The 25,650-nt window shown below is 67.9% G+C and carries 24 protein-coding genes; 10 read left to right on the top strand and 14 right to left on the bottom strand.

What is annotated here, in order from left to right; all coding sequences use genetic code 11:
• The first annotated feature begins 148 nt into the window (after nucleotides 1–148).
• The 5 genes from ribA (at nucleotide 149) to RV045_RS13625 (ending at nucleotide 3,392) form a co-directional block, all read left to right on the top strand.
• Complete coding sequence (gene ribA / locus RV045_RS13645) at nucleotides 149–778, top strand: GTP cyclohydrolase II (protein WP_423236344.1); 630 nt, start codon at nucleotides 149–151, stop codon at nucleotides 776–778.
• On the top strand, nucleotides 765–2,066 hold the full coding sequence (locus tag RV045_RS13640) for a BaiN/RdsA family NAD(P)/FAD-dependent oxidoreductase (protein ID WP_423236343.1): 1,302 nt from the start codon (nucleotides 765–767) through the stop codon (nucleotides 2,064–2,066). The genes ribA and RV045_RS13640 overlap by 14 nt, the downstream gene beginning before the upstream one ends.
• 133 nt (nucleotides 2,067–2,199) lie before the next feature.
• Entirely contained in the window at nucleotides 2,200–2,412 is a 213-nt protein-coding gene (rpsU, locus tag RV045_RS13635) for a 30S ribosomal protein S21 (RefSeq protein ID WP_012346814.1), read from the top strand.
• Between the two features lie 114 nt (nucleotides 2,413–2,526).
• Nucleotides 2,527–2,973, top strand: coding sequence for a GatB/YqeY domain-containing protein (locus RV045_RS13630; RefSeq protein ID WP_423236342.1), 447 nt, complete (start codon nucleotides 2,527–2,529; stop codon nucleotides 2,971–2,973).
• Nucleotides 2,974–3,044: 71 nt separating this feature from the next.
• On the top strand, nucleotides 3,045–3,392 hold the full coding sequence (locus tag RV045_RS13625) for a protein tyrosine phosphatase family protein (protein WP_423236341.1): 348 nt from the start codon (nucleotides 3,045–3,047) through the stop codon (nucleotides 3,390–3,392).
• 157 nt (nucleotides 3,393–3,549) lie between these two features.
• Here the strand turns inward: RV045_RS13625 and ftsZ are convergent, their stop codons facing one another.
• From ftsZ to RV045_RS13555, 14 genes are all read right to left on the bottom strand, one after another.
• Nucleotides 3,550–4,731 carry a cell division protein FtsZ gene (gene ftsZ / locus RV045_RS13620; protein WP_423236346.1) on the bottom strand — a complete coding sequence of 394 codons (1,182 nt, stop codon included), beginning with the start codon at nucleotides 4,729–4,731 and terminating at the stop codon, nucleotides 3,550–3,552.
• 77 nt (nucleotides 4,732–4,808) lie between these two features.
• Nucleotides 4,809–6,041, bottom strand: a complete 1,233-nt coding sequence (gene ftsA, locus RV045_RS13615) for a cell division protein FtsA (protein WP_423236340.1) — start codon at nucleotides 6,039–6,041, stop codon at nucleotides 4,809–4,811.
• A gap of 3 nt (nucleotides 6,042–6,044) precedes the next feature.
• Complete coding sequence (locus RV045_RS13610) at nucleotides 6,045–6,848, bottom strand: cell division protein FtsQ/DivIB (protein WP_423236339.1); 804 nt, start codon at nucleotides 6,846–6,848, stop codon at nucleotides 6,045–6,047.
• A 42-nt stretch (nucleotides 6,849–6,890) separates the two neighbouring features.
• Complete coding sequence (locus RV045_RS13605; RefSeq protein ID WP_423236345.1) at nucleotides 6,891–7,838, bottom strand: D-alanine--D-alanine ligase; 948 nt, start codon at nucleotides 7,836–7,838, stop codon at nucleotides 6,891–6,893.
• Nucleotides 7,839–7,903: 65 nt separating this feature from the next.
• On the bottom strand, nucleotides 7,904–9,337 hold the full coding sequence (gene murC / locus RV045_RS13600; protein WP_423236338.1) for a UDP-N-acetylmuramate--L-alanine ligase: 1,434 nt from the start codon (nucleotides 9,335–9,337) through the stop codon (nucleotides 7,904–7,906).
• Nucleotides 9,334–10,461, bottom strand: coding sequence for an undecaprenyldiphospho-muramoylpentapeptide beta-N-acetylglucosaminyltransferase (murG, locus tag RV045_RS13595; protein ID WP_423236337.1), 1,128 nt, complete (start codon nucleotides 10,459–10,461; stop codon nucleotides 9,334–9,336). Before murG ends, murC begins: the two co-directional genes overlap by 4 nt.
• The gene (ftsW, locus tag RV045_RS13590; protein WP_423236336.1) at nucleotides 10,458–11,774 is read right to left on the bottom strand and encodes a putative lipid II flippase FtsW; all 1,317 of its coding nucleotides are present in this window, start codon (nucleotides 11,772–11,774) and stop codon (nucleotides 10,458–10,460) included. Before ftsW ends, murG begins: the two co-directional genes overlap by 4 nt.
• A complete protein-coding gene (murD, locus tag RV045_RS13585) occupies nucleotides 11,771–13,354 on the bottom strand; it encodes a UDP-N-acetylmuramoyl-L-alanine--D-glutamate ligase (protein WP_423236335.1) in 1,584 nt (527 codons plus the stop codon). The genes ftsW and murD overlap by 4 nt, the downstream gene beginning before the upstream one ends.
• A gap of 21 nt (nucleotides 13,355–13,375) precedes the next feature.
• Entirely contained in the window at nucleotides 13,376–14,557 is a 1,182-nt protein-coding gene (gene mraY / locus RV045_RS13580; protein WP_423236334.1) for a phospho-N-acetylmuramoyl-pentapeptide-transferase, read from the bottom strand.
• Between the two features lie 4 nt (nucleotides 14,558–14,561).
• Complete coding sequence (murF, locus tag RV045_RS13575; protein ID WP_423236333.1) at nucleotides 14,562–17,753, bottom strand: bifunctional UDP-N-acetylmuramoyl-L-alanyl-D-glutamate--2,6-diaminopimelate ligase MurE/UDP-N-acetylmuramoyl-tripeptide--D-alanyl-D-alanine ligase MurF; 3,192 nt, start codon at nucleotides 17,751–17,753, stop codon at nucleotides 14,562–14,564.
• Entirely contained in the window at nucleotides 17,750–19,723 is a 1,974-nt protein-coding gene (locus RV045_RS13570) for a peptidoglycan D,D-transpeptidase FtsI family protein (RefSeq protein WP_423236332.1), read from the bottom strand. Before RV045_RS13570 ends, murF begins: the two co-directional genes overlap by 4 nt.
• Complete coding sequence (ftsL, locus tag RV045_RS13565; RefSeq protein WP_423236331.1) at nucleotides 19,720–20,001, bottom strand: cell division protein FtsL; 282 nt, start codon at nucleotides 19,999–20,001, stop codon at nucleotides 19,720–19,722. The genes RV045_RS13570 and ftsL overlap by 4 nt, the downstream gene beginning before the upstream one ends.
• On the bottom strand, nucleotides 19,998–20,999 hold the full coding sequence (gene rsmH / locus RV045_RS13560) for a 16S rRNA (cytosine(1402)-N(4))-methyltransferase RsmH (protein ID WP_423236330.1): 1,002 nt from the start codon (nucleotides 20,997–20,999) through the stop codon (nucleotides 19,998–20,000). Before rsmH ends, ftsL begins: the two co-directional genes overlap by 4 nt.
• Before the next feature lie 41 nt (nucleotides 21,000–21,040).
• A complete protein-coding gene (locus RV045_RS13555) occupies nucleotides 21,041–21,475 on the bottom strand; it encodes a division/cell wall cluster transcriptional repressor MraZ (protein WP_423236329.1) in 435 nt (144 codons plus the stop codon).
• Between the two features lie 381 nt (nucleotides 21,476–21,856).
• Between RV045_RS13555 and lpxC the strand changes: the two genes are divergently transcribed.
• The 5 genes from lpxC to RV045_RS13530 all read left to right on the top strand — a co-directional run.
• The gene (gene lpxC / locus RV045_RS13550) at nucleotides 21,857–22,801 is read left to right on the top strand and encodes a UDP-3-O-acyl-N-acetylglucosamine deacetylase (protein ID WP_423236328.1); all 945 of its coding nucleotides are present in this window, start codon (nucleotides 21,857–21,859) and stop codon (nucleotides 22,799–22,801) included.
• A gap of 13 nt (nucleotides 22,802–22,814) precedes the next feature.
• Nucleotides 22,815–23,630, top strand: coding sequence for a peroxide stress protein YaaA (gene yaaA / locus RV045_RS13545; protein ID WP_423236327.1), 816 nt, complete (start codon nucleotides 22,815–22,817; stop codon nucleotides 23,628–23,630).
• Nucleotides 23,631–23,645: 15 nt separating this feature from the next.
• On the top strand, nucleotides 23,646–24,527 hold the full coding sequence (locus RV045_RS13540) for a 2OG-Fe(II) oxygenase (RefSeq protein ID WP_423236326.1): 882 nt from the start codon (nucleotides 23,646–23,648) through the stop codon (nucleotides 24,525–24,527).
• Between the two features lie 102 nt (nucleotides 24,528–24,629).
• The gene (locus RV045_RS13535) at nucleotides 24,630–25,232 is read left to right on the top strand and encodes a GspH/FimT family pseudopilin (protein ID WP_423236325.1); all 603 of its coding nucleotides are present in this window, start codon (nucleotides 24,630–24,632) and stop codon (nucleotides 25,230–25,232) included.
• A gap of 11 nt (nucleotides 25,233–25,243) precedes the next feature.
• Nucleotides 25,244–25,650, top strand: a 407-nt coding sequence (locus tag RV045_RS13530) for a type IV pilus modification PilV family protein (protein ID WP_423236324.1), incomplete at its 3' end; no start/stop codon positions are given.

Here is a 25,650-nt window from a genome sequence, read left to right as displayed (position 1 = left end):
TGCCCGGATTCTGTCACGCACGCTGTCTGTGTACCGTCGCAAGTCAGGGCAATTGGTCACATAAATCAGTCGATTACCGCCCAGGCTGCAACGCAGTGTTCCCGCCGCGGACGGGCGGCGGGCGGGGCAACAGTGCTACATTGCGCGCATGTCTTTTCTGTCTGATCCCGTCTGCGCACGGCTGCCCACCGAGTGGGGCGATTTCGAGGTGCGCGTCTACACCGACACGCGCAATGGCACCGAACACATGGCCCTGAGCTGCGGCGACCTGGCCCGCGCCCGTGAAGGCGGTGTGCTGGTGCGCCTGCACTCCGAGTGCGCCACCGGCGACATCTTCAGCTCGCAGCGCTGCGACTGCCGCCCGCAGCTGGTTCTGGCGCAGCAGCGCATCCAGCAGGAAGGCTGCGGCGTGCTGGTCTACCTGCGTGGCCACGAGGGGCGCGGCATTGGCCTCAGCCAGAAAATCGCGGCTTACGCGCTGCAGGAGCAGGGCCTGGACACGCTGGAAGCCAACCGCGCGCTGGGCCTGCCGGTGGACAGCCGTGATTACAGCGCGGGCATCGCCATCCTGCAGCACCTGGGCGTGCAGCGCGTGCGCCTGATGAGCAACAACCCCCGCAAGCTGCAGGCGCTGACCGACGCCGGGCTGGACGTGGTTGGCCGCGTCGCCCACCAGGCGCCCGGCAACCCGCACAATGCCGCCTACCTCGATACCAAGCGCGTGCGCATGGGCCACCTGCTGACGCCCCAGCCTGATCCTGTCCGTGGACCTGTTTGACACCGTCGTCATCGGCGGCGGCGCTGCCGGGCTGTTCTGCGCTGCGCAGGCGGGCCAGTCGGGTCTGCGTGTGCTCGTGCTGGACCACGCGCACAAGCTGGCCCAGCGCATCCGCATTTCGGGCGGCGGACGCTGCAACTTCACCAACACCGGCGCCGCGCCGCAGCACTTCCTGTCGGAGAACCCGCACTTCGTGCGCTCGGCGCTGGACGGCTACAGCAGCGCCGAGTTCATCGCGCTGGTGCGCGCGCACGGCATCGCCTTTCACGAAAAACACCGCGGCCAGCTCTTTTGCGATCGCAGCGCTCAGGACCTGATCGACCTGCTGCTGCGTCTGTGCCAGGACGCCGCCGTCGCGCTGCGCCACCCCTGCGGCGTGCAGGCGCTGGAGCCGGTCTCCAGCCCACCCGCCGACGTGCCCGAAGCGGCCGCAGCCCGCTGGCGCATCCAGACCGATCAGGGCCCCGTGCTGGCACGCCACGTCGTGCTCGCCACCGGCGGACTGGCCGCGCCCAAAATGGGCGCCAGCGACCTGGCGCTGCGTCTGGCCAAGCAGTTTGGCCTGGGCGTTGTCAGCCCGCGCCCCGCGCTGGTGCCGCTGGTGTTTGACACGCGCACCTGGGCGGGCTGGACCGGCCTGGCCGGGCTGGCGCTGCCGGTGCGCATTACTACACCCTCGCCCTGGACACCGGCACAGGGGCGTCGCCCACGCCAGCCGCAGCCCATGGTGTTTGACGAAGACCTGCTCTTCACCCACAAAGGCCTGAGCGGCCCAGCCATTTTGCAGATTTCCAGCTACTGGGACGGGCAATCGCCGCTGCAGCTCGACTGCCTGCCCGACACTGCGCTGGCCGATGATCTGAAGGCCCTGACGCGCCAGTCGCGCCGCCAGCTGGGCACCGTGCTGCAGCAGTGGCTGCCCGCGCGCCTGGTGGCCACGCGGCTGGCGCAGGCCGACCTCGCCCCTCTGGCCGACAGCGGCGATCTGTCCGCCACCACCGCCCTGCCCGACTGCCGCCACGCCAGCCTGGAGCGCCTGGGCGCCGCCTTCCAGGACTGGGCGCTTCAGCCCGCCCGCGTCGAGGGCTGGAACACCGCCGAAGTCATGGCGGGCGGCGTGGACACGGCCGATCTCAGCTCGAAAAGCCTGGAGGCCAAACGCCACCCCGGTCTTTATTTCATCGGCGAATGTGTCGATGTCACAGGCTGGCTGGGCGGCTACAACTTCCAGTGGGCCTGGTCCAGCGCAGTCGCCTGTGCCCGGCACATGGCGCAGTCGGCAGGCTGAATGTTGCAGCCACGCCGCGCCAGGACCAGCGAATTGGTGCAGAATTCTTGACAGGCGCCATCCATCGGGTTAGAGTGTTTGGCTTCACGGGGCTCGCCCTGTCTATTTTTTGTCTCTTACCCCACATTCCAACATGACAACCATTCGCGTCAAAGAAAACGAACCGTTCGACGTTGCCCTGCGTCGCTTCAAGCGCACGATCGAGAAGCTGGGCCTGTTGACCGAGTTGCGTGCACGCGAGTTCTACGAAAAGCCCACCGCCGAGCGCAAGCGCAAGAAGGCCGCCGCCGTCAAGCGTCACTACAAGCGCGTGCGCAGCATGCAGCTTCCCAAAAAGCTGTACTGAGCGGTTTTTCTGGCGCCTTTGCTGGCGTTCACGCTTTGACAACGCTTCAGGTGCCTGCCGCCTGAGGCGTTTTGTTGCTGGCGCGCTCGCGCCAAATTCCCTGGAGACACGATCATGATGCTCAAAGAGCGCATTCAATCTGACATGAAAACCGCCATGCGCAACCGCGAGGCCGACCGTCTGGCGGCCGTGCGCCTGCTGCTGGCGGCGATCAAGCAAAAAGAAGTGGATGAGCGCATCGAGCTGGACGACGTGGCCGTGGTCGGCATCGTCGACAAGCTGATCAAACAGCGCAAGGATTCGATCACCGCCTTCACGCAGGCCGGGCGCATGGATCTGGCCGACAAAGAGAGCACCGAAATGGCCGTGCTGCAGGATTACCTGCCCCAGCGCCTGTCGGCCGAAGAGGTGCAAAGCGAAGTCGCCACGCTGGTGGCCGAACTGGGCGCCAGTGGCCCAGGCGACATGGGCAAGGTGATGGCAGCGGCCAAGAGCCGCTTCATGGGCCGCGCCGATATGGGCCTGGTGTCTGCCGCCGTGAAAGCCGCGCTGCAGTCCTGATCACCGGATGATCTGAAAGCCCGGGCTCTGGCGCGCCCCCTAAAATGGGGTTTTTGACTGCCGGAGCCGCCATGAGCGCTTTCTCACCGACCCCTTTGACGCGCGATCTGAGCGTCAGCCCGCAACTGGCCCCGCCCGATATGGCGGCGGCCAAAGCAGCGGGTTATGCCAGCATCATCAACAATCGCCCGGATTTCGAGCACGGCCCCGACCAGCCCACGCACGCAGACATGCAGGCGGCCGCTCAGGCCCAGGGGCTGGAATACCGTTTTCTGCCGGTGTCGGGCGCGCACCAGACCGAGGCCGAGATTGCGGCCTTCGCGAAGCTGATGGCTGAACTGCCCAAACCGATTCTCGCCTTCTGCCGCAGCGGCGGTCGCTGCACGCGGCTGTTCGCACAGGCGCAGGCACTGGATTGACACAGGCTGTGAGCTGACCGTGTCGTCCGACTGAATCTTTTCCCCGCCAAACATCCCCCGCAACGCCTGTACCGCCGGACTGGGGGCAGATCCGGCGGTCAGGAGAGGCTGTCACAGACGGCGCTGATGGGGCGTCAGCACCGCCTTATCCGGCGCGTCAGTCGGCCTGCTTGCGCAGGAAAGCGGGCACTTCGTAGTCATCAACCCCTGCGGCGGCCATGGCGCTGCTCTGGCGCGAGCCAAACACCGCCGAGCTGGGCCGCGTGGGCAGCATGCCGCCGACCGGGTTGCTGCCCACATAGGCCGGCTGGTTGTCGGTGCCGGTGCGCAGCATGGACTGCGGCTGGGTGCTGATGACCGACAGCGGCACGTTGCGGCGCGCCGTCTGGGCCTGCAGGCCGGTGGCGATCACGGTGACGCGCATGCCGTCGCCCAGCGATTCGTCAAAGGTCAGGCCGTACTTGAATTCGACGTCCGGATCGGCCTTGGAGCGCACGTGCAGGCTGGCTGCCTTGGCTTCCGAGCCCTTCAGGTTCTTGCGGCTGGCAGCAAACAGCACCAGCATGCCCTTGGCGCCTTTAACGTCCACGCCGTCCAGCAGCGGGCAGGCCATGGCGGCGTCAGCGGCCTTGATGGCGCGGTCCGGGCCGGTGGCCAGCGCGGTGCCCATGATGGCCTTGCCGGGCTCCTGCATGATGGTCTTCAGGTCGTTGAAATCGACGTTGACCATGCCTTCGCCACGGATCACATCGATGATGCCGCTGACCGCGCTTTTGAGCACGTCGTCGGCTTTGGCGTACAGCTCGTCGAGCAGCATGTCGTCGCCATAGACCTCGTAGAGCTTCTCGTTCTGCACGACGATCAGCGAATCCACATTGGCTTCCAGCTCGGCCAAGCCGCTCTCGGCGGCCTTCATGCGCGACGTGCCTTCAAACTCGAAAGGCTTGGTCACCACGGCCACGGTCAGGATGCCCATGTCCTTGGCGATGCGCGCGATCACAGGCGCGGCGCCCGTGCCCGTGCCGCCGCCCATGCCGGCGGTGATGAAAATCAGGTTGGCGCCTTCCAGCGCGGCGCGCAGGCGGTCTTCCGACTCTTCGGCGGTCTGGCGGCCGACAGCCGGTTTGGACCCGGCGCCCAGGCCCGATGCGCCCAGCGGAATCTGCAGGTGCGCGCTGCTGCGGCCCAGCGCCTGCTGGTCGGTGTTGGCGCAGAGAAACTCCACGCCCTGGATCTCCTGGCGGATCATGTGCTCGACGGCATTACCGCCGCCGCCGCCCACGCCGATCACCTTGATCTGTGTGCCCTGGTTGAATGTGTCGACCATCTCAATGTTCAGGTTGCCCATACTGCTCTCCTCTCCGATAGAAAAAAATGACGTCTGCGGCCCCACTGCTGCAGCGTCGCCCCACTGCTTCAAAAAAACTTCAGAAAAACATCGCGGGCGCGGGACAGTGCGCCCATGAATCCATCGCTTGGCGGCTGGGCGCGCGGCGCGCGGCCCCGGCCCTGCCTGGCCTCTTCCAGCAGGCCCATGACGGTGGCCGCGCGGGGGCTGGCCACCATGTCGTGCAGCGGCCCCCGGTACAGCGGCAGGCCCCGGCGCACCGGTTTGAGGAAGGTGTCCTCGGCCAGTTCCACCATGCCCGGCATCAGCGCCGTGCCGCCGCACAGGACCACGCCGCTGGACAGCAGCTCCTCGTAGCCGCTTTCGCGGATGACCTGCGCCACCAGCGAGAAAATCTCTTCCACCCGGGGCTCGATCACCCCGGCCAGCGCCTGGCGGCTGATGACGCGGCGGGCGCGCTCGCCAAGGCCCGGCACTTCGACCTGGTCGGCCGGATCGGCCAGCAGCTGCTTGGCCACGCCAAAGCGCACCTTGATCTCCTCGGCGTCCTTGGTCGGTGTGCGCAGCGCCATGGCGATGTCGCTGGTGATCAGATCGCCCGCAATCGGGATGACAGCGGTGTGGCGCACGGCGCCATCGGCAAAAATGGCCACGTCGGTGGTGCCCGCGCCGATGTCGACCATCACCACACCCAGCTCTTTTTCGTCCTCGGTCAGCACGCCCGCGCTGGACGCGCTGGGGTTGAGCACCAGCTGGTTGACCTCCAGGCCGCAGCGGCGCACGCATTTGGTGATGTTCTCGGCGGCACTTTGCGCGCCGGTGACGATGTGAATCTTCACCTCCAGGCGGCTGCCGCTCATGCCCACGGGCTCTTTGACCTCGTGACCGTCGATGATGAATTCCTGCGGCTCGACCAGCAGGATGCGCTGGTCGTTGGCGATACGGATGGCTTTGGCCGTGTCCACCACGCGCTGAACGTCGATGGCCGAAACCTCCTGGCTGTCGCGCACGATGACCATGCCGGTGCTGTTGAAGCCCCGGATGTGGCTGCCGGTGATGCCGGTGTGCACGCTGGCGATCTTGCAGTCGGCCATGATTTCGGCCTCTTTCAGGGCGGCCTGGATGGACTGCACTGTCTTGTCGATGTTGACCACCACGCCGCGCTTGAGCCCTTCGGCGTGCGCGACGCCCAGGCCCGCCAGACGCAGTTCGCTGCCGGGCAGCACCTCGGCGACCACCGCCATGATCTTGGCCGTGCCGATGTCCAGCCCAACGATGAGATCTTTGTATTCTTTGGACATGGTTTATCTCTGTGGGTTCTCGGGGGCGGGCACCGTGGTGATGCCCTGGAGCCGGATGGCGTAGCCGTCGGGATAGCGCAGATCCACGCTTTCCACCGCGCGGGGATAGCGGGCGCGCACCTGCCCGACCGTGTCGAGATAGCGCTTCAGGCGCTGGCTGAGCTGCGCCGCATCGCCCCGGCCCAGCGTCAGCGTGACGCCGTCGTCGGTTTTCAGAATCCAGGTGCCGACCGGGCTCAGGATCAGGCTCTGCACCTTGATGCGCTGCGCGTCCAGCAGCGGCGAAAGCGCCTGCAGCATGGCGTAAATGGTGGGCACGCTGTCCTCGTCGCCCTGCAGCACCGGCAGATCGCTGCTGTCGATGTCGTTGGGGCTGACATCGAACAGCTCGCCCTGGGTGTTGACCAGTTCGCTGTCGTCGTCGCTGCGCCAGATGGCGGCGGGCGTCTGCTCCTGCACGCGCACAACCAGGCGGTCGGGCCAGCGGCGCTCGACGGCCACCGAGCGCACCCAGGGCAGATCCATGAAGACCTGCTGGGCCTGCTGCAGCGACAGCGTGAAGTAGTTGCCCTGCAGGCGCGGCACGGCCTGGTCCAGGTACTGGCCCAGGGTCATGCGCTCCATGGGGCCATCGACGGTGATGCGCCGGATGGCGAACATGGGCTGATGCACCACCCACCAGCCGCCCACACCCGCGACCACGGCCAGCATCACCCAGACCAGCAGCCGGGTGGCGACCAGGGTGGCGCGCACGTCCCACGGCATGGGCCGGGCGACTGCGGGGGTGGCGGAGCGGGAGGCAAACACGGAAGGTCCAGTCAGTCTGTCAGTCAAAAAAGGTCAGGAAAATCAGAGCGTCAAAGACAGCAGGAAGAGGCACAGCGTGGCGTAATCCACGCCCAGCGCGCGGGCTGCCGTGGGCACCAGCGAGTGGCTGGTCATGCCCGGCGAGGTGTTGATCTCCAGCAGGAAGGGCGCGTTGTCGCTGGCGCGCAGCATGATGTCGGCGCGGCTCCAGCCCCGGCAGCCCAGGGCGCGGTAGGCCTGCACGACCAGCTCGCGCACCTGCGCCTCGGTGGCGGGCGGCAGGCCGCTGGGGCAGTGGTAGCGCGTGTCGTTGCTGATGTATTTGTGCTCGAAATCGTAGTTGCCCCCCGGTGCCTCGATGTGGATCACCGGCAGGGCGCGGGCGTCAGCGCCCTGACCGACCACGCCGCAGGTCAGCTCGCGCCCGGCGATGAACTGCTCGGCCATCACCGGCGAATGATGCGGCGAGGCCTCGCGCACGGCGGCTTCCAGGCCTTCCGGCCCAGCCACCCGGCTCACGCCCAGCGAAGATCCTTCCAGCGAAGGCTTGACGATCAGCGGCCAGCCCAGGCCTTCGACCTGTTCGTGCCAGCGCGCGGGGCCTGCGGCCATGTCCAGATCCACCCACTTCGGCGTGGCCAGGCCGTGCGTCAGCCAGACGCGCTTGGTCATGACCTTGTCCATGGCGATGCTGGACGGCATCACGCCCGGCCCGGTGTAGGGCAGACCGATGTAGTCCAGCAGGCCCTGCAGTGTGCCGTCCTCGCCGCCGCGCCCGTGCAGCGCGATGAAGCAGCGGTTGAACCCGCGCGTGCGCAGCTGCAGGATGTCGTCGTGCGCCGGATCGACGCCGTGCGCGTCCACGCCGCGCTCCTGCAGCGCGGCCAACACGCCGCCGCCCGACTGCAGCGAAACCTCGCGCTCGCCCGAACTGCCCCCCAGCAGCACGGCGACGCGGCCCAGCGCGCGCACGTCCACCGGGGCGGACATGCGCCGGGCCAGTTCGGCGTCCTGCTGCGCCAGCGCGCTGGCGATGTCGTTTTGTTCGTGTGCGCTCATGCTGATTCCTTGCTGCTGGCCTGTTCCACCACCGCAGCCGGGGTGGCGCCGATGCTGCCTGCGCCCATCACCACGCAGACATCACCGTCGCGGCAATGGCGCAGGATGGCGGCGGGCAGCTCGTCCATGTCATCCACAAAAACCGGGTCCACGCGCCCGGCCACACGCAGGGCACGCACCAGGGCCCGGCCGTCGGCGGCCACGATGGGCGCTTCACCGGCGGCGTAAACCTCGGTCAGCAGCACGCCGTCGGCGGTGCCCAGCACCTTGACGAAATCCTCGAAACAGTCCCGCGTGCGCGTGTAGCGGTGCGGCTGGAAGGCCAGCACCAGACGGCGATCCGGGAAAGCGCCGCGTGCGGCGGCAATCACGGCGGCCATTTCGACGGGGTGGTGGCCGTAATCGTCAATCAGGGTCAGCGCGCCAGCGGGGGCTCCGGCCTCGTCCTTCAGGGGGACTTCGCCCCAGCGCTGGAAGCGGCGGCCCACGCCGCCAAACTCGGCCAGCGCCTGCACGATGGGCGTGTCGGGCAGCTCCAGCTCGGTGGCGACGGCGATGGCGGCCAGGGCGTTGCGCACGTTGTGCTCGCCGGGCGAATTCAGGGTGATCTGGATGACGGGCAACTGGCGATCGCCGTCGCGGCGGTGCACGTCAAAGCGCATCTGGCCGCCCGGCAGCGCCCGGACGTTGACGGCGCGCACGGCCGCGTCTTCGGACATGCCGTAGGTGATAACCGGTCGCGAGACCATGGCCAGAATGCTGCGCACGCCCGGATCGTCCACACAGACGATGGCGGCGCCGTAGAACGGCATGCGGTGCAGGAATTTCACGAACGCGTGCTTGAGCTCGGCGAAATCGTGGCCGTAGGTGTCCATGTGGTCGGCATCGATGTTGGTCACCACCGACAGCACCGGGAGCAGGTTCAGGAAGGACGCGTCCGACTCGTCGGCCTCAACCACGATGTAATCGCCCTTGCCCAGCGCCGAATTGGCGCCCGCGCTGTTGAGCTTGCCGCCGATGACAAAGGTCGGGTCCAGCCCGGCTTGCGCCAGCACGCTGGTGACCAGCGAGGTCGTTGTCGTCTTGCCGTGCGTGCCTGCGATGGCGATGCTGGTCTTGAAGCGCATCAGCTCGGCCAGCATCACCGCGCGCGGCACCACCGGAATGTGGCGCGCGCGCGCAGCCAGCACCTCGGGGTTGTCGCCCTTGATGGCGGTGGACGTGACCACCGTGTCGGCGCCCGTGATCTGGCTGGCGTCGTGGCCCTGGTAGACGGTCATGCCCAGCGATTCCAGACGGCGCGTGTTGGCGTTGCGCCCCGCGTCCGAGCCGCTGACGGTGTAGCCCAGGTTGTGCAGGATCTCGGCGATGCCGCACATGCCCGCGCCGCCAATACCGACAAAGTGGATGTGTTTGACGGCGTGCTTCATGCGGTGGGAGCCTCCGTAGTCGTGGGCGTGTCTGCGGACGCTGAACCAGCGGCCAGCGCTTCGAGTTCGTCCGCGACCCGCGCCGTGGCGCCGCTGCGGCCCAGGGTGCGGGCCTGGATCGCCATGGCCTGAAGCTCGATCCGGCCCAGGGCCTGCAGGCGCTGCGCCAGCGATTCGGCGTCCAATTCAGTCTGCGGCAGATGGATGGCGGCGCCGTGACTGGCCATCCACTGCGCGTTGTCACGCTGGTGCGACGTGGTGCTGACCACCAGCGGCACCAGAATGGACGCCACGCCGGCCGCGCACAGCTCGCTGACCGTGATGGCACCTGCGCGGCACAGCACCACGTCGCAGTCGGCCAGCGCGGTCGCCATATCGTCAATGAAGGGGCGGATGTCGGCCTGCACCCCGAGGCGGGCGTAGTGCTCGCGCACGGCGTCAATGTGCGCCAGACCCGTCTGGTGAACCACCTGCGGGCGGCTGGCCACGGGCAGCCGGGCCAGCGCCTCGGGCACGGTGTCGTTCAGCACCTTGGCGCCCAGGCTGCCGCCCACGACCAGCACGCGCACCGGCCCGGCATGGGCGTCAAAGCGCGCCAGCGGTTCGGCCAGCGCGGCGATCTCGCGGCGCACCGGGTTGCCGGTGACCACGGCCTTGTCCGCGCCCAGACGGCGGGCGTCTTCGCAGTCAAAGCCAAAAGCGATGCGGCGGGTGAAGGGCAGCAGGGTTTTGTTGCTCAGCAAAAGCGCGGCGTCGGCGTTGACCAGCATCAGCGGTTTGCGCGACATCGCGTTGACCATGCCGCCGGGGAAGCACACATAGCCGCCCATGCCCAGCACCACGTCGGGCTGGCGTTTTTTCCAGACTGCGCGGCATTGCGCCAGCGCCTTGATCATGGACAGGCCACCCTTCAGATTGCCGGCCACGCCCTTGCCGCGCAGGCCGTGAAAATCGATGCGGTCGAGCTCTATCCCGGCCTGCGGCACCAGGCGGTTTTCCATGCCGCGCTCGGTGCCCAGCCAGGACACCGTCCAGCCGCGCGCGCGCATCTCCTGCGCCACAGCCAGGCCCGGCATCACATGCCCGCCGGTGCCCGCCGCCATGATCAGCAGACGCCCGCTCATGAGGAGCCTCCCCGCGCAGCACGCCGTCCGTCGCGCATCTCGGCGCGCGATTCAATGTCCACGCGCACCACGATGGCGATAGCGATCAGATTCATGATCATCCCGGATCCTCCGTAACTCATCATGGGCAGCGTGAAGCCCTTGGTCGGCAGCACGCCCATGTTCACGCCCATGTTGGTGAACACCTGAAAGCCCAGCCAGATGCCGATGCCCTGCGTCAGCAGCCCGGCGTACACGCGGTTGATGACGATGGCCTGGCGGCCAATGTGAAAAATGCGCCGCACCAGCCAGTAATAGACCAGGATCAGCACCAGCACGCCGACCAGGCCGACCTCTTCGGCGATCACGGACAGGATGAAATCGGTGTGCGCCTCGGGCAGGTAGTGCTGCTTTTCCAGGCTGTCGCCCAGGCCCTGGCCCCAGATGCCACCGCGCCCGAAAGCGATCAGCGCCTGGACCAGCTGGTAGCCTTTTTCCTGCGCATAGACCGGATCCCAGGGGTTCAGGTAGGCCAGCACCCGCGCCTTGCGAAAGGGGCTGGTGGCGATCACCACCACCACAATCGACGCCACGATGGCGAAGACCAGCCCCATCATCCGCGCGTTGACCCCGCCCAGCCACAGCACGCCCAGGCTGATGCAGGACAGCACCACCACGGCGCCCAGATCGGGCTCTTTCATGACGAGGAAGGCCATCAGCGCCAGCACCAGGCCCATGGGCAGCACCGAGCGCCAGAAGCCCGTGTTCTCGCGCAGCTTGCGCTTCATGTAGTGCGCCGAATACATGGCCATCGCTAGCTTGGCCAGCTCGGTGGGCTGGAAGTTCAGCGGCCCCAGGTTGATCCAGCGCTTGGCGTGGTTGACCGTGCTGCCGATCACCAGCACCACCACCAGCGCGCCCAGCGCCGCCAGAATGGCCAGCGGCGTGAGCTGCTCGAGCCGGTCCACCGAAATGTTGACCACCACCAGCGCCATCACCAGCGCCAGCACGATCGCCACAATGTGACGGATCAGGAAGTGGTACTCGCCGATCTCGCCAAAACGGCGCGAGTTGTCAGACATGACGATGGTCGCCGAAAACACCATCACCAGGCTGAACGCCAGCAGCATCAGCACCACCCAGACCAGCGCGCGGTCGTAACTGCTGAGCTGCACCGGCGTGGTGCTGCGCAGATCCAGCGCGCTGCTGCTGGTGTCGGAGGCGCCCAGCCAGCGGCGCACGCGGCCCCGCAAAGAGCTGCCGCGCCCGGGGGTGGCGGAAGCGCCGGACAGATCGGGCGTGGCGGCCGGGGCCAGGGTGTCGGTGCGGCTCATGCCCAGACCCCTCCCGCCTGCTCGATGCAGGCGCGCACGGCGGCGACAAAGCACTCGCCCCGGTGAACGTAGTTGCGGAACATGTCCAGGCTGGCGCAGGCGGGGCTCAGCAGCACGGCGTCGCCACTGCGCGCCTGCGCCAGTGACCAGGCCGTGGCTTCTTCCAGCGTGGCGTGGCTCTGCACAGGCCAGGCCTCGGTGGCCAGAAGCTGCGCCAGGCGCGGCGCATCCTTGCCGATCAGCGCGACGGCGCGGGCGTAATGGCGCAGCGGCGCGAGCAGCGGCGTGAAATCCTGGCCCTTGCCCTCGCCGCCCAGAATCAGCACCAGGCGCCCGGGCGCCTTGTCAGGCCCCAGGCCCGCGATGGCGGCCACCGTGGCGCCCACATTGGTGCCTTTGGAGTCGTCGTAAATCTCGATGCCCTCGTGCACCGCCACCGACTGCACACGGTGCGGTTCACCCTTGTAGGCACGCAGGGCATGCAGCATGGGGCCGACCTCGGCACCACTGGCCCGCGCCAGGGCCAGCGCCGCCAGGGCGTTGGCCGCGTTGTGACGGCCGCGAATGCGCAGGGCGTCGGCCGGCATCAGGCGCTGCAGGGTGAAATCGCCGGGCTCGGCGCTGCTATCGCTGGGCTGCGCCCAGGCCAGCCAGACCATGCCCTGATCGTCGATCAGGCCGTAGTCGCCCGCCTGCGTGGGGGCGTCCAGCCCGAAAGAAATCACCTGCGGTGCCGCCACCACAGCTTTGCGGACTTTGGCGGCTGTCGCCACGGGGGCGGGCCGCATGGCGCGCACGGTGGCGTCGTCGCGGTTGAGCACGCGCAGCGTGCTGGCGCCAAAAATCGCGGCCTTGTCGGCGGCGTATTCGGCCATGTCGGCGTGCCAGTCCAGGTGATCCTGCGTGACGTTGAGCACCGTGGCCGCCGTGGGCTCAAAACCCTGCACGCCTTGCAGCTGGAAGCTGGACAGCTCCAGCACCCAGGCCTGCGGCCACTGCGGGGCCGGAACGCTCAGGCGCTCGGCCAGGGTGTCCAGCAGGGTCGGGCCAATATTGCCGGCCACCGCCACGCGCAGGCCAGCGCCTTCCAGCAGACAGGCGGTGAGCGCGGTCGTGGTCGTTTTGCCGTTGGTGCCGGTGATGGCCAGCACGGTCGGCGAGTAGGTTGCGCCTTCCGTGCTTTCAGCATTTTTTGCACCGCGCAGCGCGGCCAGGGCCTGCGCAAAAAGATCGAGTTCACCCTGCACGCGCAGGCCGCGCTGCGCAGCCCCCTGCGTCAAAGGCGCCAGTTGCGCGTCATGGGGCGACAGGCCCGGGCTTTTCAGCAGCAGGCCCACGCCGTCCAGCCAATCGCGGGCCCCGGCGTCGGTCCAGGCGCCGCTGCGCAGGGTGGCGCCCTGGGGGAGATCAGCCCGCATGGGCGGATTCTCGCGGCTGTCCCACACGCGCACCTGGGCCCCCAGGCGCTGGCACCAGCGCGCCATGGCCAGGCCAGAGGCGCCCAGGCCCAGCACGGCCACGCTTTGGCCCGCCAGAGGGGCGGCCAGGGCGTCGTGGGGGAAGAAGGCGGTGTCGCTCATGGTGTCAAGGGTGCTGCGGGCTCAGCGCAGTTTCAGGGTGGACAGGCCGATCAGGCACAGCAGGATGGTGATGATCCAGAAGCGGGTCACCACCTGGGTTTCCTTCCAGCCTTTTTTCTCGTAATGGTGGTGCAGCGGCGCCATGCGCAGCAGGCGCTTGCCGGTGCCGGTGATGCGCCGCGTGATCTTGAAGTACAGCACCTGCGCCATCACCGACAGTGCCTCGGCGACAAAAATGCCGCCCATGATGCCCAGGACGATCTCCTGGCGCGTGATGACGGCGACCACGCCCAGAGCGCCGCCCAGCGCCAGTGCGCCCACGTCGCCCATGAACATCTGCGCCGGATGCGCGTTGAACCACAGGAAAGCCAGCCCTGCGCCGACGATGGCGGTGCAGAAAATCAGCACCTCGCCCGCGCCAGGAATGTAGGGGAAGAGCAGGTAGCGCGAAAACACCGCGTTGCCGACCACGTAGGCGAACACGCCCAGCGCGCCGCCCACCATGACCACCGGCATGATGGCCAGGCCGTCCAGGCCGTCAGTCAGGTTGACCGCGTTGCTGGCGCCCACCACCACGAAGTAGGTCAGGAAAATAAAGCCCGCCACGCCCAGCGGGTAGCTGATGGATTTCAGCAGCGGCACGTGCAGCGCGGCAGCGGCCGGCAGCGGCTGGGTGAAGCCCGACGTCACCCAGGCCCAGAAGACCTGGAAACCGTTGCTGCTGGCGTCGCTGGATACGGCAAAAGCCAGATAAAACGCGGTGACGATGCCGATCAGCGACTGCCACATGTACTTTTCGCGCGAGCGCATGCCTTCGGGGTTTTTGTCCACGACCTTGCGCCAGTCGTCCACCCAGCCGATGGCGCCAAAACCGAAGGTGACCAGCAGCACCGGCCAGATGAAGCGGTTGCTCCAGTCGGCCCACAGCAGCGTCGACAGGCCGATGCCCAGCAGGATCAGCACGCCACCCATGGTGGGCGTGCCGCTTTTGGCCAGGTGCGTGCTGACGCCGTATTCGCGGATGGGCTGCCCGATTTTCAGACTGACCAGGTAGCGGATCACGCGCGGCCCCAGCGCCAGGCCGATGACCAGCGCGGTCACGGCGCTGAGCACGGCGCGCAGCGTCAGGTACTGGAAAACGCGCAGAAACCCGAAAGTCTCCGGGTCCAGGGCGTAAAGCCACTGGGTCAGGGCATACAGCATGGCTTCAGTTCTCCTTCTTGCGGTCCGGGGTGGCGCCGCACAGTGCCTGCAAGGCCTGCACCACCTGCTCCATGCGCATGAAGCGCGATCCTTTGACCAGCACGGTCTGCGGCAGCGGGCGCGGCAGGTGGTCCTCGTCCAGCGCGGCGACCAGGCGGGCGGCATCGGGCCAGACCTGTGCCGAGGTCATCTGGCCCGCGACAAATGCCGTGGCGGCGTGACGGGCGGCTTCGCCCGCGCACCACAGGTGGGTCAGGCCGCGGCTGCGCGCGTAGGCGCCGACTTCGGCGTGAAACTCCGGTCCCTGGTCGCCGACCTCGCCCATATCGCCCAGCACCAGCCAGTGCGGCCCGGGCAGGTCGGCCAGCAGATCGATGGCGGCGCGCACCGAATCGGGGTTGGCGTTGTAGCTGTCGTTGATCAGCGTGCCGGGCACATCCGGCGCACTGCCGCGCACGGCGGCCGGCCAGGCCAGCGCGCTGAGCTGCGAGCGCCCCTGCACCGGCGAGAAATCGCGCAGGCCCTTGACGATGCGGTCCAGCGGCGCCCCGGCGGCCAGCGCGCAGGCGGCGGCGGCGATGGCGTTGCGCACATTGTGCAGGCCGGCCACGCGCACGAAGACCTCGGCGTCGCCCATGGGCGTGGACAGGCTCAGCTCGTAGCCGCCGCCCATGGCGCCCTGCACCCAGACCGCCGCGCCGACGACTTCGGCCTCCAGCAGCGCCGGATCGCTGTCCTCTTCGGCCAGCGCGAAACGCATCAGGCGGCGCCCGGCGGCCATCTCCTGCCACAGGCCGGACCATTCGTCGCCGTGCGGGAAAACCGCCACGCCGCCCGGCGGCAGAGCGCGCAGCACGCTGCCGTTCTCGCGGGCCACGGCCTCGATGGTGTGCATGAATTCCAGGTGCTCGCGCTGGGCGTTGTTGACCAGCGCCACCGTGGGCTGCGCCATGGCGGCCAGTTCGGCGATCTCGCCGGGGTGATTCATGCCCAGCTCGACCACCGCCGCGCGGTGCTGGCGCTCGCTGTCCTGGCGCAGGCGCATCAGGGTCAGCGGCACGCCGATGTGGTTGTTCAGATTGCCCTGCGTGGACAGCGATTCCACCCCCAGCCACGCGCGCAGGATGCTGGCGATCATCTGGGTGACGGTGGTTTTGCCATTGCTGCCGGTCACGGCGATCAGGGGCAGGGTCAGACGGGCGCGCCAGCGCGTGGCCAGCGTCTGCAGTGCAGCCAGGCTGTCGGGCACGACCACGCCGGACAGGCCCGATTCCGACGGATCGCGCTGGGCCAGCGCCGCCACGGCGCCTTCGCCCGCCGCTTTCGGCAGGAAATCGTTGGCGTCGAAGCGCTCGCCGCGCAGCGCGACGAACAGATCGCCCGGCTGCAGCGTGCGCGTGTCGCTGTGCACGCGCTCGAAAGTCTGGCTGGCGTCGCCGCAGACTGCCGTGCCCAGCTCGCGGGCGATGTCGCCCACCGTCCAGCGCGGCACGGGCGCCAGGGTCACGGCCTCGGGGCCTTCGCTGCTGGCCAGCTCCCGCGTGCGGGCAATCCAGTCGGACCAGGAGCGCTTGCGCCCGGCCTGCTCGGCCAGCGCGTCGCGGGCCTGCTGCTGGTCGCTGAAGGGGCGACGCACGCCGCCAATATCCTGATCCTGCTCGTGGCCCTTGCCCGCGATCAGCACCACATCGCTGGCCGCCGCCGTGTGGATGGCCTGGGCGATGGCGCGGGCGCGGTCGACCTGCACCTGCACGTCAGCCAGCGTGGCGCCTTCCGGCACCGTGTCGGCGCCTGAGCCGGGAATGCCGCGCAGGATGTCGTCCAGAATCGCCTGCGGTTCTTCCTTGCGGGGGTTGTCGCTGGTCAGCACAACGTGGCGCGCGCCCAGGGCGGCGATGCGGCCCATCTGCGGGCGCTTGCCCGGATCGCGGTTGCCACCGCAGCCAAACACCACGCGCAGCTCGCCGCCACGCGCCTGTGCCAGCGGCCGCAGCGCGGCCAGTGCCTTGTCCAGCGCATCGGGCGTGTGGGCGTAATCGACCACCACCAGCGGCAGCGCGGGCGCTGCTGCGTCAGAGGACGTCGCAGCGGCGGGCGGCGTGATCACTTCCATACGCCCCGGCACGCCCGTCAGGCGCGGCACGCCCGCCAGCACCGCCGTCTCGTCGTGGCCCAGCGCCAGCAGCGTGGCCACCACTTCCAGCACATTGCTGATGTTGAAAGCGCCAATCAGCCGCGTCTGCAGCGGGTGGATGGCCAGTTCCTGCCCCGGGCGCTGCAGGCCCAGCTCGAAGCGCAGGCCTTGCGCCTGAACCAGCAGACCGCGCGCCAGCACGTGGCCTTGTACGGCCAGGCCTTCCAGCGCCTCCTGCCCGCGCGCGGAGGTGGTCCACAGCGGGAGCTGTGCAGCCAGATCACGCGCCAGCGCCTCGCCTTCGGCGTCGTCGATATTCACCACCGCCACCGCCAGTTCGGGGCGATCAAACAGCAGGCGTTTGGCGCGGGCATAAGCGGCCATGTCGCCGTGGTAATCCAGATGATCCTGGGTCAGGTTGGAGAACACGCCCACGCGCATCTGCACCCCGGCCAGGCGCTGTTCGACCAGGCCAATCGACGAGGCCTCGATGCTGGCGCTGCGCACGCCGCTGTCGCGCCAGCGCGCAAGCTGGCCCTGCAGGCTGACCGGATCGGGCGTGGTCAGGCCGGTGTACTGCCACTGCGGCGCGGGGGTTTCACCCTCGGCGGCGGGTTCGACCAGGCTCATGCCCAGTGTGCCGATCACGCCGCAGCGCTGGCCCAGGCCCGCCAGCAGGCAGGCCAGCCACCAGGCGATGGATGTCTTGCCGTTGGTGCCCGTCACCGCCAGCATCTGCACGTCCTGTGAGGGGCGGCCAAAGTATTCGGCAGCGATGTCGCCCAGCAGCGCTTTCAGGCCGGGAACGGCCAGGATGCGGTCGTCGTCCTGCGGCACGGCGGGCTCGACCTTCGCCAGGCCCTCGGCCTCGACCACTACAGCGGCCACGCCCGCTTCCAGCGCCTGCGCCACAAAAACGCGCGCGTCGGTGGCGGCGCCCGGCCAGGCGATAAAGCCGTCGCCGCTGGCCAGCTGGCGGCTGTCGATGCGCAGATCGCCGGTGACGCGCTGGCGCAGCCAGTCGGCGATGGCGGCAGGGGTCAGGACGGGACTGGCGCTCATTGCACGCTCTCCGGGGCCATGTCTTTGGCGGTGATGATGCCGGGCTGGATGCTGCGGTCGGGCACCACGCCCAGCAGGCCGAGCGAGCGCTCGACCACCCGCGAAAACACCGGCGCGGCCACCAGGCCGCCGTAATAGACGCCGCGCGGCTCATCGACCATCACCCCGACGATGATGCGGGGCTTCTCGACCGGCGAGAGGCCGACAAACCAGGCGCGGTACTTGTTGGACGCGTAACCGCGCCCTTCCTGCTTGTGCGCGGTGCCGGTCTTGCCGCCCACGCTGTAGCCGGAAGTCTGGGCCAGTGGGGCCGTGCCGCCCTTGCCTGCCGTCATCTGCAGCATGTGACGGATCTCGGCGGCCACCTTGGCCGACACCACGGGCTCACCGGCCGGAATGTCCTTGGGATCACGGCGCAGGATGGACAGCGGCATCAGTCGGCCATCGTGCGTGAACACGGTGTAGGCGTGCGCCAGCTGCAGCAGCGACGCCGACAGGCCGTAGCCGTAGGCCATGGTCGCCTGCTCGACCGGACGCCAGGTGTTGGCCGGGCGCAGGCGGCCGGGCGAGAGGCCCGGGAAGTTCAGATCGGGCCGCGTGCCAAAGCCGACGGTGTGGTACAGGTTCCACATTTCCTGGCGCGAAAAGCGCATGGCCATGGTGACCGCGCCGACGTTGCTGGATTTCTGGATGGTCTGCGCCACCGTCAGGTTGCCAAAGGCGTGGTCGTCGTGCAGCGTCACGCCCGAGACCACGATGCGGCCCGAAGCCGTCGGCAGCACGGTGTTGGGACGAACCCGGCCAGTCTGCATGGCCCAGGCCGCGATGAAGGGCTTGACGGTCGAACCCGGCTCGAAGGTGTCGGTGACGGCGCGGTTGCGCATCAGCGCGGGCACCACCTTGCGGCGGTTTTCCGGATCAAACGTGGGGTAGTTGGCCAGCGCCAGAATCTCGCCCGTCTGGGCATCGAGCACCACCACGCTGCCCGCCGCCGCCTTGCGCCGGGTGACTTCATCGCGGATGGCCTGGAAGGCAGTGAACTGGATCTTGCTGTCCAGCGACAGATAAACGTCCTTGCCGTGCGTGGGCGGAATCTCCTCGCGGATCTCGATGGGCTCGCCCAGGCGGTTGCGCACGGCCACACGGCGGCCGGGCTCGCCGACCAGCTGGCGGTTCATCGACAGCTCGATCCCGGCAATGCCTTCGCCGACATCGTTGGTCATGCCCAGCACCTGCGACATCACCTCGCCTTCCGGATAACCCCGGCGGCTCTCAGTGACCGTGTTCAGGCCTTTGAGGCCCAGCGCCCTGATTTTGTCCCAGGTCTGCGGATCGGCCTGGCGCTGCAGCCAGACGAAGTTGCGGTTCTCCAGCAGGCGGCGATCCAGCTGCGCCGGAGTCATGCCCAGCAGCCGGGCCAGCTGGCCGCGCTGGGTGTCGCTGGCGTCCAGCTCTTTGGGAACGGCAAAAATCGAGGGGGCAGGTACGCTGGTGGCCAATAGCTGGCCGGTGCGGTCGAAAATCTGGCCGCGCTCACCCGGCGTGCGGATGACCTGCGTGTAGCGCTTGTCACCCTCCTGCAGATAAAAATCCTGGTTGTACCACTGCACCCACATCGCTCGGCCGGCCATGACCACCGCAGCCACACCCAGCAGCACCACGATGGCGGTGGCGCGCGAGGCCGGGGTTTTGGACGCCAGCACCGGGCTGGTCGCGTGGGCCATGCCGCCCTCGTCGGCAGCATCGCTGCGGCCATTCAGCCAGGTCATGACAGCGCTCAGGCGGCCGGGGCTGGCCTCACGGTTGGCGCTGGCTGCGCGGGCCGCTTTGGCGGGCTTGTCGGCACTGGGTTTTTCCGCACGCGCCTTGACGGGCGCCGGGCCCTTGCGGCGGCGGCCCGTGGCGGCGCCCAGCGGCACGGCGTCAGGCGCCTCGCTGCCCCCACGCAGGATGTCGCGCCAGCTGCTCATGGGCGCGCTCCTGCGGCGGCGGTCTGGCGCACGTATTCGGTCACTTCCGGCGTGGCGGCGCGCATCTGCAGACGGGTCTGCGCCAGGCGCTCGACCGCCAGGTTTTTGGACAGCTGCTGACGCGCCGCTTCCAGGCGGCGGTACTGGACATCGAGCTGGCGCTGCACGGCCTTGGCCTGCTGCAGCTCGGCAAACACGGTGCGCGCGCGGTGCGTGCTGACGACCAGCATCATCGACGCGCCCACCAGAACCGCCAGCACAAAGAGGTTGCGCGTCATGCCGCCTCCTGCTGCACGCCGCTGCGCTCGGCCACGCGCAGCACGGCGGAGCGCGAGCGCGGGTTGGCCGCGACCTCGTCGGCCCCGGGCAGCGTGCGGCCCAGCGCGGTCAGCGGCAGCGGCGCGCTGTCGGCCGCTCCGGCCCAGTAGGCCGGCGAGCGGCGGTCCACCGCCGCCTGGCTGTGGCGGCGGATGAACTGCTTGACGCAGCGGTCTTCCAGGGAATGGAAGCTGATGACGGCCAGGCGCGCGCCGGGCGCCAGCTCGCTCAGCGACGCATCAAGCACCCGTTCCAGCTCGGCCAGCTCGCCGTTGATATGAATCCGTAGAGCCTGAAACGTGCGGGTGGCCGGGTCTTTGCCCGGTTCGCGGGATTTGACCGCACCAGCCACGAGGGCGGACAGCTGGGCTGTGGTGCGGGGCACTGACCCGCGCGCCTGGCCAGCAACAATCGCCTTTGCAATGGCTGGAGCAAACCGTTCTTCGCCATAGTCGCGGATCACCTGGATCAAAGTGTGCTCATCAGCACGTTGGAGAAAATCGGCCACGCTCTCGCCCCGGGTGGGGTCCATGCGCATGTCCAGCGGGCCATCGTGGCGGAAGCTGAAGCCCCGCGTCGGGTCGTCAATCTGGGGGGAGGACACGCCCAGATCCAGCAGCAGCCCAGCCAGCTGGCCCGGCGCCAGCCCCTGCTGGCGCAGCGCCTCGGGCAGGCCGGAGAAGGCGCTGTGCACCAGGCGCAAACGCCCGCTGGCCAGATGCGGCTGCAGCGTCGCGTCGGCGCGCACGGCGGCGAGCGCCTCGGGGTCGCGGTCGAGCGCGATCACGCCAATCTGCCCGGGCAGGCGCTGCAGCAGCTCGCGCGTGTGCCCCCCCCGGCCCAGCGTGCCATCCACCACCCAGCCAGGCGCAGCATCCGCATCGGCCAGAGGGCTGCCCAGCAGCGCCGAGACAGCCTCGTCCAGCAGCACCGTGGTGTGGCGCCAGAGGGGGGGCATTGCCGGCGTCAGGCCGGACAGGGTGTCGCTCGCCACCATGGTCAGATCACCAGATCCTGCAGCACGTGCTGCGTGGCCGCCGAAGCCATCGCGGCCGCTTCACGCAGGCTGTAGCGGGTGGCGTCCCAGAGTTCGAAGTGGCTGCCCAGGCCGTACATGCGCAGGTCTTTGCTCAGACCGGCGAAGTCGCGCAGCTCGGGCGAAACCGTGATGCGCCAGGCGCTGTCGAGCTCGACCGGGTCGGCGCTGCCCGTGAACAGGCGCTTGGAGTCGGTGGCCGAAAAAGGCAGGGCGTCAATCTTGGCTTCGAAAGCGTCCCAGTTGCATTCCGGGAACACCATCAGGCAGCCGTGCGGGTGCTTGGTGATGACCAGGCCTTTGGGACTATGCTCTGTCAGGACGTCGCGATACTTCGATGGCATGGAGAATCTCCCCTTGCCATCCAGCGTCAGTTGCGACGGACCACGACACTTCATCATTGAACCCAGGCTGCGGAAGCGGCCGTCCTTGCGAACTGAACCGGCGTCCTGAAAATCCCACTAAAAAACCCACTCGACCCCACTTTCTGACACTTTACCCCACTTTAATGGTATGGGTCAACCGCCCAAGCCCGGCAATTTCGTCATCAAAATCAAATGTTTACGCATCTTTTTCAATGCGCCGCGCTCTTTAAGAAATAAGCACTTACAGGGCAAAGCAAAAGCGCCTCTTAAGGTCGAAATGCGTGATTTATGTCCGCTAAATGTCGATCCAGCGAGTCTGCAGAGGCACGCGTTCAAGGCAGAACCGGCTTGGCTGCAGCGCGGGACCGGGGGCCTGGCTACAATTGCGCATCTGTTGTTCTGTCTGTTTCAACCATGCCCACGCCGCTCACCCAACGCACCCTGAAGTCCATCACGCGGGCCATGGGCCTGGGGCTGCACAGCGGCCAGCGCGTTGAAATCACCCTGCACCCCGCGCCTGAAAACACCGGCATCGTGTTTCGCCGGGTCGATCTGCCCACGCCGGTCGACATTCCAGTCAACGCGCTGGCCGTGTGCGACACGCGCATGGCTTCGACGGTGTCTCCCGAAGGCGCCAGCGACGCGCCCAAGGTGCAGACCATCGAGCACATCCTGTCGGCGTGCTGCGGCTTGGGTCTGGACAACCTGCGGGTGGACATCACCGCTGACGAGGTGCCCATCCTGGATGGCTCGGCGGCGTCGTTCGTGTTCCTGCTGCAAAGCGCGGGTATTGCGGTGCAGGACGCGCCCAAGCGCTTTCTGCGCCTGAAAAAACCCGTGCGCGTCAGTGAAGGCAGCGGCCCCAGCCTGAAGTGGGCGCAGCTTGAGCCCTTTGACGGCTACACCCTGGATTTCGAGATCAGCTTCGATCACCCCGCCGTCAGCCAGACCGGCCAGACCGCCTTTTTTGATCTGGGCGGCGGCGATTACATCCGCGAAATCGCCCGCGCGCGCACCTTCGGTTTCACCAAGGATGTCGAAGCCCTGCGTGCCCGGGGCCTGGCGATCGGCGCCAGCATGGACAACGCGGTGGTCGTGGGCGACCGCAGCGTGCTCAACAGCGAAGGCCTGCGCTACCCCAACGAGTTCGCGCGGCACAAGATTCTGGACGCCATGGGCGATCTGCACATCGGTGGCTGGCCCATTCTGGGCCACTACAGCGCCTACAAGGGCGGGCACGGCCTGAACAACCAGCTGCTGCGCCAGGTGCTGGCCGACCCGGACAGCCACGAGTTCATCCACTTCGACGACGAACGCCAGGCGCCGCCGGGCTTCTCGCTGGGCACGCGGCTGCAGTAAGGTCAGGCTGACGATGCTGCTGGTCATCTCCCCCGCCAAGGCGCTGGATTACGACACCCCGGTGCCGGACGACATCCTGCAGCGCGCCACGCGGCCGCAGTGGGTGGACGAATCCGGCCAGCTCATCGCCCTGATGCGCGAGCGCTCGCCCGCGCAGGTGGCGCAGCTGATGCACCTGTCGGACGCGCTGGCGCAGCTCAATGTGGCGCGCTACGCCGCCTGGCGGCCGCGCTTCGGCCCCGGCAACAGCAAACCCGCCGTGCTGGCCTTCAACGGCGATGTGTACGACGGCCTGGACGCCCGCTCCCTGAGCGCGGACGATCTGGACTGGGCGCAGCAGCACCTGGCCATCCTGTCCGGCCTGCACGGCGTGCTGCGCCCGCTGGACTGGCTGCAGCCCTACCGTCTGGAAATGGGCACGGCGCTGGCCGGGCCGCACGGGCGCAATCTCTACGATTTCTGGGGCGGTCGCATCGCCACCGAACTCGACCGGCGCTGCAGGGCGGCCGGCCGCACGGAGGGCGCTGGACAGGCCGACGGCGTCATCGTCAACCTGGCCTCGCAGGAGTACTTCCGCGCGGCGCGCCCGGCCGATCTGCGCCACCGCGTGGTGCACTGCCAGTTCGAAGACTGGAACAAAGACCGCTACAGCATCATCAGCTTTTACGCCAAGCGCGCCCGGGGCCTGATGGCGCGCTGGGCCATCACCCGCCGTGCGACTCGGGTGGCGGACCTGCTGGATTTCGATCTGGATGGCTACGCCCTCGCGCCGCAGGACAGCACCGCTGAGCGCCTGGTGTTCCGCCGCCGTCTGGCCACCCCCGGCTGATTCTTTTGTCCTGCCATGAACCCGCTGCAGACCGATCCCGTCCAGGCCCTGATCTCTGACGAACTGCGCCAGTGGGTGCAGGGCCAGCACCAGAGCGGACACGACGCCGCCCAGCTGCTGCGCGCCATGCAGGACAGCGGCTGGAGCGCCACCCAGGCGCGCCAGGTGCTGCAGCACCTGCTGCCGCAAGCGGGCGACCTGCCCGCTGCCCTGGCTCCGGCAGCCACACAAGCCACCGCGCAGCGCGGCCCCGACATCAGGCCCGCCCATGGGCAACCCTGGGTGGACGGCGGCGACCGGCGCGTGCCGGTGCTGTGCCAATGGAACACACCGCGCATCGTCGTGCTGGGCCAGGTGCTGGATGCCCAGGAGTGCGACGAGCTGATCGCCCAGGCGCGCAGCCGCCTGCGCCGCTCGCAGACCGTGCAGGCCAGCGATGGCGAGGCCCAGGTGCACGACGCGCGCACCAGCGACGGCATGTTCTTCCAGCGCGGCGAAACTGATCTGTGCGAGCGCATCGAAGCGCGTCTGGCGCGTCTGATGGACTGGCCCGTCGAGAACGGCGAAGGCCTGCAGGTGCTGCGCTACGGGGTCGGCGCCGAATACCGCCCGCACTTTGACTACTTCGACACGCGCCAGCCGGGCGCCCCCGCCGTGCTGCGGCGTGGCGGCCAGCGCCTGGCCACCGTCGTCATCTACCTGAACAGCCCACCCGCAGGCGGCAGCACGGTGTTTCCGGACGCGGGGGTCGAGGTCATGCCGCTGCAGGGCCACGCCGTATTCTTCAGCTACCCGCAGGCCACGCCAGCCAGCCTGAGCCTGCACGCGGGCACGCCCGTTCTGGCCGGCGAGAAGTGGGTCGCCACCAAATGGGTGCGCGAACGCCGCTTCGACTGACGCCCGCCCCGCCCCAGCCGCCGCCGACCAGCGGCCGGATGGGCCCGACAAACGGCTCTTTTCCGCTGCACAGCCGCGCCGCGCTGCCGTACAGTGCAGCGCATGCGCTCCCACCGCCCTCCACACTCCTGCACCGTCAGCCCCTGGCGCGGCTTCACCCTGATCGAGGTGCTGGTCGTCATCGCCCTGCTGGGCATCCTGGCGGCTTTTGCCGTGCCTTCGCTGCAGACCTATCTGGATCGCAGCCGGGTGCGCTCGTTCAGTAACGATCTTTTCGCCAGCCTGCAGTACGCCAAAGCGGAAGCGCTGGCGCGGGGGGGAAATGTCAGTATCTGCCCTAATCTGGATCCAGCAACCAGTGCTGGCTGTAACTCAACAGTCGCGACAGCCAATGACAAATTTGTGACCTGCGGACCCAAATATTTCTCGGACGGTTGGAAGATTACTGCCGCTGGCAAAATCATACGAACCAGTCAACAGCCTTTGCCGGACGGACTCAGCGTGTGCTTGAACGGCAATGGTTCGGCCAGCCGCAGTATCGATCTTGACCGTTTAGGTCGGCCCGTTGAGCCCTACGTGGGTTTAGCCATAATTGGACAAACCACCTGCCGCAACATACGGATATATGCCTCTGGACTAATCACGCTATTTCCCGAAAACCAAAGCAAGCTGACCAGTACCGGGCAATGCCAAATTATTTTGTGACGTCTTCATCCATGCGACATCCTGCTTTCAGACGCAAAGCAAGGGGCTTCTCCCTGATCGAAGCCCTGATCACCGTTGCGGTGTTCAGCATCGGTCTGCTGGGCGTGGCCATGACGCAATACACCGCTTTGCGCGAGCAGCGCAATGCCCAGGATTTCGGCAGTGCGAACGAGGGCATGGGCTATATCGCCGAGCGCATGCACATCAACAGCGCCGCGCTGGACACGCCAGGCAGCTATACCCTGACGCTGGCAGGTACGCGCAACTGCACCGATGACCCCAACCCGTCGGATCCCCAGGAAAAGCAGGACATCGTGCGCTGGCAACAGATGCTGTGCAATGCCTTTGGCCCAGGCAATGTGCAGGCGGCGCTGCAGCCGGTCAGAGACCAGCCCAAAGCCCGCTGGGCCATGGTGGT

This window comes from Amphibiibacter pelophylacis (genome assembly GCF_037688875.1).
Classification (GTDB): Bacteria; Pseudomonadota; Gammaproteobacteria; order Burkholderiales; family Burkholderiaceae_C; genus Amphibiibacter; species Amphibiibacter pelophylacis.
Note: the sequence above shows the minus strand (reverse complement) of the source record. Positions and strands in the feature narration are given on the sequence as shown.